Here is a 6004-nt window from a genome sequence, read left to right on the forward strand (position 1 = left end):
TCCGCGGCCTGCTTCAGCAGGGCGACCTCGTCGCTCGCCTTTGCCGCAAGCGCTGTCTGCGAATCGACGTCGTATCGCGCCGCCGCCAGCGCCTGCTCGAGCCGGCTGACCTGATCCCGCTCCTGTTGCAGGGAATTTCGCAACTCCGCAGAGCCACCTTCCGCGGCTTGCTTCGGCTCGGCGGTTTCACCGCTCGCCTTTGTCGCGAGCGCCGTCAGAGTCTCGACATCGCGTCGCGCGGCTGCAAGCGCATGTTCCAGCTGCTCGGCCCGGTCGTACTCCTGTTCGAGACGCTGCAGCAGCTCGATATCGCGTCGTGCAAGGGTGAGTTCGTCGAACAGTGGCTCCGGCCTGCGGAACTCCACTTCCGGACACTGCTGGACTTCTCCACTATCGATCGCCGTTGCTTGCGCGACCCGCATAGATTTGTCATTACCCTCGCGGTGCAGCGGCAACGCCGCAAACTCAATGCGACCTTCCATCCCGCGATAATCGATATTGTCGGAAGTCGTCGCGTATCGTGCATCCCCCAGATGTCGCGCTTGATCGGAGGACGCCTGCGTGTCCGACATGCACGCGATCACGAGCACAGCCGCCGTCATCCACGGGGGCGCGGATCGTCCCAGAATGGGCAGGTAACCGTGCGACCCGCTTGCAATGATCCGGCGCATGATGATGCGGCCTGTTACAGATGCGTCATTATTCGCACCGCCTGTGAGCAAATCCTATAACTCGCATGGAGCACCTCCTTACCCCTTTTTGATTAGAGGGGTGGACGATCATCGGAGACGTGAACCGCTCAAGGTTCCCGACGAAATTCATGGACTGAGCAGGCGCGGGTCTTCGCAGACCTCGCGCCGGGATCCGCCATCGAATAGCTCTTGGCGATCGACCTCGCCGAGCTGTCCTGGGGGACCTTGCGGCCTCTCGTCAGGCCATCGACGCTTCGCTCCGCCGCATCGCCAATAGCTCTTGGCGATCGACCTCGCCGAGCTGTCCTGGGGGACCTTGCGGCCTCTCGTCAGGCCATCGACGCTTCGCTCCGCCGCATCGCTCCAGCAGGTGGTTTCCGTTCAGCCTGTGCAGCTATTCGTGGATACGCAACGGGCTGCTTGGCGGCGCTGCAAACTGACGAAAAGGAGGTAACGCGCCTGGCCTTGGTCTGACGGTGCCGTCATGTGCTATCGTGTCCTGATTTCGCTTCGATCGTTGGATTTGCCCGGCCCGGCCGGAGCGGGCCCGGAGCACCAGAACGTGTTCGCCGAGAACAAGGCTGAAATGCCGCGAAAACGCCTCCTTAGGACCGCCGCTTGGGCTTCCTTGACTTTTATTGCCTACGCCACCCTGTCTCCTGTTCGAGACAGGCCAACTTTGCTGACCTCTTCGACCGTTGAACATGTTGCGGCGTTTGTGATTTCCGGGGCGCTCTTCTGCTTAGCTTATCCACGACGCATTCCTACCGTCCTAATCTTTGTACTTGGCAGCGCGGCCTCGCTTGAATTTCTGCAGCTGCTTGCGCCGGATCGCCACGCTCGAATCCTTGACGGACTCCAAAAGATTGCTGGTGGGGTCTTAGGCGTCTTCGTCGGTCGCGCTATTCTGTATCTTGAGCGAGCGCGTTCTCGGCCCGAGGTGTAGTCGCTCTATAACGCGCGTCCTTATGTCCCAATCCGAGGCGACCTGGTTTGGGCGGCTCGCTATTGCAGGCAATGTGCGCGGAAGTAACGTTACGCGGACTCGCCGAGCAGGTTCGGTTTCCGGGGTTTTCGTCCAATCAGGATGAGATAATGGCGTACGGCGCTGCACTTTTCCTATTCTTGTCACAAGACGCCCGAGTCGCCGCGCTGCCGATCGACGCTCCCAGCTCCGGATGTCCAATTGTAGGGTATACCAGTGCGTTTGCCCGAGACTTAGTCAAGAGGTGCGGCGGAGCGAGCTCGTACCTGTCAATGCTTGGTGGGGAATTGGCCGAAGTCGTAAAGCGCTTAGACGAGTCGCTGGTAAGTCTAGTCCGTGCCGCAAGCGCGTGTGGACGATTGTTCGAGCGTGACAACGCCATGCAGCAGCCTATAGCGCGTGAAGTTGAACGAATCGATCTCGATTTCCGCCGTCTGTCCGGGATGGACGAATCCGATGTCGCGGTTGGAGAGCATGGCCTCGATCTCGAGCTGACTCTCGCTCGGAACCACGATGACCAGAGCCTGCGCCGGCGTCACCACGCCTCCCCCCGTCTGAACGGCGAGCTGTTGCACGACGCCGTCGACCGTTGCGGTCAGATGCTGAAGCCTCGTGCGCCGCTCCGCCTTGACCACTTCCTGCGCAACGCTCGCCGCCTTCTGCTCGGTTGCCCGCAAGAGCGGGAAGGGTCGTTCCGATATCATCTCGATGTTGATAACAGGGAATTCCACGGCGCGCAGCGCGAATGCGCACGCGACATACCGCATGTTCGGAAGCCCGCTTCGCGAGGAGATTTCAAAGCAGTGGGTTTTTGGAAGGGCCCTTGATTGCTAGCAGCGTCCGCTCTCGGCCGGGGGTGATCGTGCGCCGGTTTCCCACGCGCGAGCCCTTGTTTCCGGACTCGATGATGTCGCGGTCGATGCGCACAAAACTGTCAAAGAGACGCAAGACGAATGCACGCTAGCGGCATTCGATCTTAGTGCATTGGTGCGCGGACACTCCGCCGCCGCTTGGGTCGGTGCTGCGGATCGTCAAATTTGAGCTCGGCGACCAGTCGCCAAAGCTGAACCTCGTGACCGTTCGCCAACCGCCCGGCCCGCTCGGTTGCGGACGCATCGTCTGGGCAATGAAGGTTGACCACGCTACCCAACTGGCCGTGTTCGTCCAGAACGTACACACGATAGTGTGGCATCGCAAATCCCCAGGCGCGACTGCATCTTATCTGCAGGCTTGCTCTGCGGTGAGGAGATTTTGGGTCATTACGGGCTACCTCTGTTGGGCGGCATGCACGCTGCCGCGGCGCGCCCCGAACTCCACTCATGCGGTCAGGTGCGCGTTCCAACACCTCGGACGCGCACGCTCAGGCATGACGACGGAGATGCCTGGACCGCTCGCGAACCTTCGGAAGCTCGCTGCCCTGATAACCGTTGGGGTTCTGCAATTGCCAACGCCAATGGTCCACACACATTTGCTCCAACGACCGCGTCGATGCCCAGCCCAACGCGTCCTTCGCAAACGTCGGGTCGGCATAGCAGGCGGCGACATCACCGGCCCGGCGCTCCCCGATTTCATAGGGGATTGATCGCCCGCTCACCAATTCAAACGCGCGGACAATGTCCAGAACGCTGCTGCCGTTGCCCGTTCCAAGATTGACCGTGATCAGGCCGGGTTGTCTGAGCCGGCGCAAGGCACTCAAATGCCCGGATGCGAGATCGACCACATGAATGAAGTCGCGGATTCCGGTGCCATCAGGCGTGTCATAGTCGTCTCCCCAGATCTGCAGCTTCTCCCGCCGTCCAATCGCCACCTGCGCCACAAACGGCAACAGGTTGCTGGGAACGCCCAGCGGGTCTTCCCCGACGAGCCCGCTTTCGTGCGCGCCGACCGGATTGAAGTAGCGCAGATTGCCGATCCGCCAAGCGTCGTCGGACCTGCAGAGGTCCTTCAGCATCTCTTCGATGACGAGCTTTGTGCGGCCGTACGGATTGGTCGGACCGAGGGGATGCTTCTCGTCGAGCGGCAGGTATCTAGGGATCCCGTAGACGGTCGCGGACGAGCTGAAGACGAGCGTCTTTACATTCGCCCTCTTCATGGCCGACACCAGTCGCATCGTTCCCAGGACGTTGTTCTCGTAATACATCATGGGCCGCACGTTGGAATCGCCCACCGCCTTCAGCCCTGCAAGGTGAATGACCGCAGTCACTCCAGAGGCACGAAGCATGTCGTAGATCACCACTTCATTCCGGATGTCTGCGTTCCGGAAGACGAGCGATCGCCCGCAGATGGATTGGACCCGCTCAAGCGAGGCCTTGCTGCTGTTGGAAAGATTATCGACGACGACGACATCGAACCCGGCGTCCAGCAACGCGATACAAACGTGGGACCCGATATAGCCGGCACCTCCGGTCACCAAGATCATTTCGGACACCTTCCGCATTCGCCCAACTGGCCCCGTGCGACGCCTGCATCGGCGCCGGCTTATGCACTCCAGAGACCGTCATCCCTCCACGTGACTCTCGTTGGCAGCCGGGTGCAACAGCCCCGAAGGACTACCCATTGGCACCTTGCGGAGAGCTTCCGATGGGGCACGCGACAAAGGCGATCGAGAGCGAGGAAAAACCGGGAATATTTCTTGATCCTGCCGCCTGCTTCCACCGCAGAACATCCTGAGTTGCCTTTGCGGTCAGCGCGGTCTGGGCCCGACATCATGCCGTGCTGTCGCCAGATCCTGCTGCAGCCCCGCGGACCGCTCGCGCTCCTCTTCCAGGGAGTTCTGCAGTTCGGCCGCGCCGCTCTCGCTTGCCTGTTTCAGCCGGAACCGGAAAATCCACGCCGACAGCGGCGGAGGATTTATATCGTCACGTGACTTACGTTCCTGAGTTGCGGCAGCCCTCGTCACCTGGCGCCGACGCGCGGTGAATCGGCTGCGGTTAGGTCGGTCCGGCCTGTCCCTGTTCGGAGATTTGAACTGCTTTGCCTTCGGAGAGGCGCGTCAGGACCGTCCTGGTATCGCAGCGAGACCTCGACGGCGTCACCCGGCTGCAACTCGGTATCTTCGCTCGCGATAATCTGTTCCGGCCCTTTCTCGCCTTTTCTAATGATGGCAATGTCCGGTTTGCTGCCGGCCCCCCGCGTGAGTTGCGACCGAACCATCGCAGTGTACTGAAGCTTCTCTCCGACGCTCTGCAGCTTCTCGCGAATTTGGTTGAGCTTTAAGCTCGTGTCTTGCAGCTCACGGAGCAGGTCAAGCCTCCGCTGATCGTCGAGCTTTACAAGCTTTCTAGAGAGCTCGTCCTGTTGCCTCTTGACCTGCATTAGTAGCGCAGCGGTCTGCAGCTTCCGTGTTGAAGACAGCAGCACCGCGCGCCGCGCATCTGTAACGCGAGGGCCGATCACGGAACCCTTGGCAAAGAGGTCGGACGCTTTTTGCAGTTCTTCGAGATCTGCCCGAAATCCTTCTTCCTCATTTTTCTGCTGCTCTGACAACACGCGGACCTGGTCGTCTCCCTGTTGGACACCGCGCTGAAGGAACGACTTTTCCTGCTGATAGTCACTCTGCTTCGTTTTCAAGTATTCCGTTTCTGCATTGACGATTGCCGAAATCGCCGATCGAGCTATGGGCACGTCCGTCGGAATGCCAGGATTGAGCTGCGTCGCCTCTCCGAGCTCGTTCTTGATGCGCCACATACGCGCCTGTTCTTTGGCGAGTTCTGTCCAAAGCGATCCGTACTCACTTCTCAAGTCCGCTGACTCGAGATACGGATTATTCATTCTGATGCGTATGACGTCGTAGCCGCCCGCCACAGCGACGAGTTGGCGTACGGTGGTGGCGGGACGATAAGGGTACTCGCCCGGCTTCGACACGTCCCCGTTTATGTAGACCGGCCTGTACTCCGCCACGATCGTCGTGACCTCACCCGCGTCGATCACGATGACGGCCTCGCGACCATCCGAAGTCCTCTGTCGAAACACCTTGCTTGCCAGTGCGGCCCCGATTTGGGCTCGGACCTGCGGCAAAGGCAGGCCGGCTACGGGAAGCATTCCGACCAGTGGCAACGAAATATTCCCGTCCACTTGGACGAGAGCACGATGCCGTAGCTCCGGCACGCCCGCCACCGTGATCTCTAGCACGTCTCCGATGCTTATTCGATATTCGGCGTTTGCTTGAGCGACGGAAATTGTCAGGCCAAAAGCCACCATGCCCCATTTGATGCAACGGCTCAGGTTACGGCCAAACACATTGATATGGAAACGATTGCGCAACATCGAGTTCGGTAAGACGGCAACTCTCTGCACCAACGTGCTCATACGGTGACATCCTTCCTCA

General features: G+C 60.1%; 3 protein-coding genes and 2 pseudogenes. 1 reads left to right on the forward strand and 4 read right to left on the reverse strand.

The window, feature by feature from the left end:
- Positions 1 to 572, reverse strand: a pseudogene (locus ACXJL8_RS31120) (hypothetical protein); the annotation flags it as partial.
- 706 nt (positions 573 to 1278) lie between these two features.
- On the opposite strand from ACXJL8_RS31120, the gene ACXJL8_RS31125 reads away from it, so the two are divergent.
- Positions 1279 to 1638 (forward strand): VanZ family protein, encoded by a 360-nt coding sequence (locus ACXJL8_RS31125; protein ID WP_456624343.1) that lies wholly within the window; start codon positions 1279 to 1281, stop codon positions 1636 to 1638.
- A 410-nt stretch (positions 1639 to 2048) separates the two neighbouring features.
- Here ACXJL8_RS31125 and ACXJL8_RS31130 read toward each other — a convergent pair.
- The 3 genes and pseudogenes from ACXJL8_RS31130 to ACXJL8_RS31140 form a co-directional block, all read right to left on the reverse strand.
- Positions 2049 to 2348, reverse strand: a pseudogene (locus ACXJL8_RS31130) (HlyD family efflux transporter periplasmic adaptor subunit); the annotation flags it as partial.
- Positions 2349 to 3037: 689 nt separating this feature from the next.
- On the reverse strand, positions 3038 to 4096 hold the full coding sequence (gene galE, locus ACXJL8_RS31135) for a UDP-glucose 4-epimerase GalE (RefSeq protein WP_456624385.1): 1059 nt from the start codon (positions 4094 to 4096) through the stop codon (positions 3038 to 3040).
- Between the two features lie 476 nt (positions 4097 to 4572).
- Positions 4573 to 6004 (reverse strand): polysaccharide biosynthesis/export family protein (locus ACXJL8_RS31140; RefSeq protein ID WP_456686161.1); only part of this gene is annotated, 1432 nt, incomplete at its 5' end.

It is taken from the genome of Bradyrhizobium sp. P5_C11_2 (assembly GCF_054049755.1).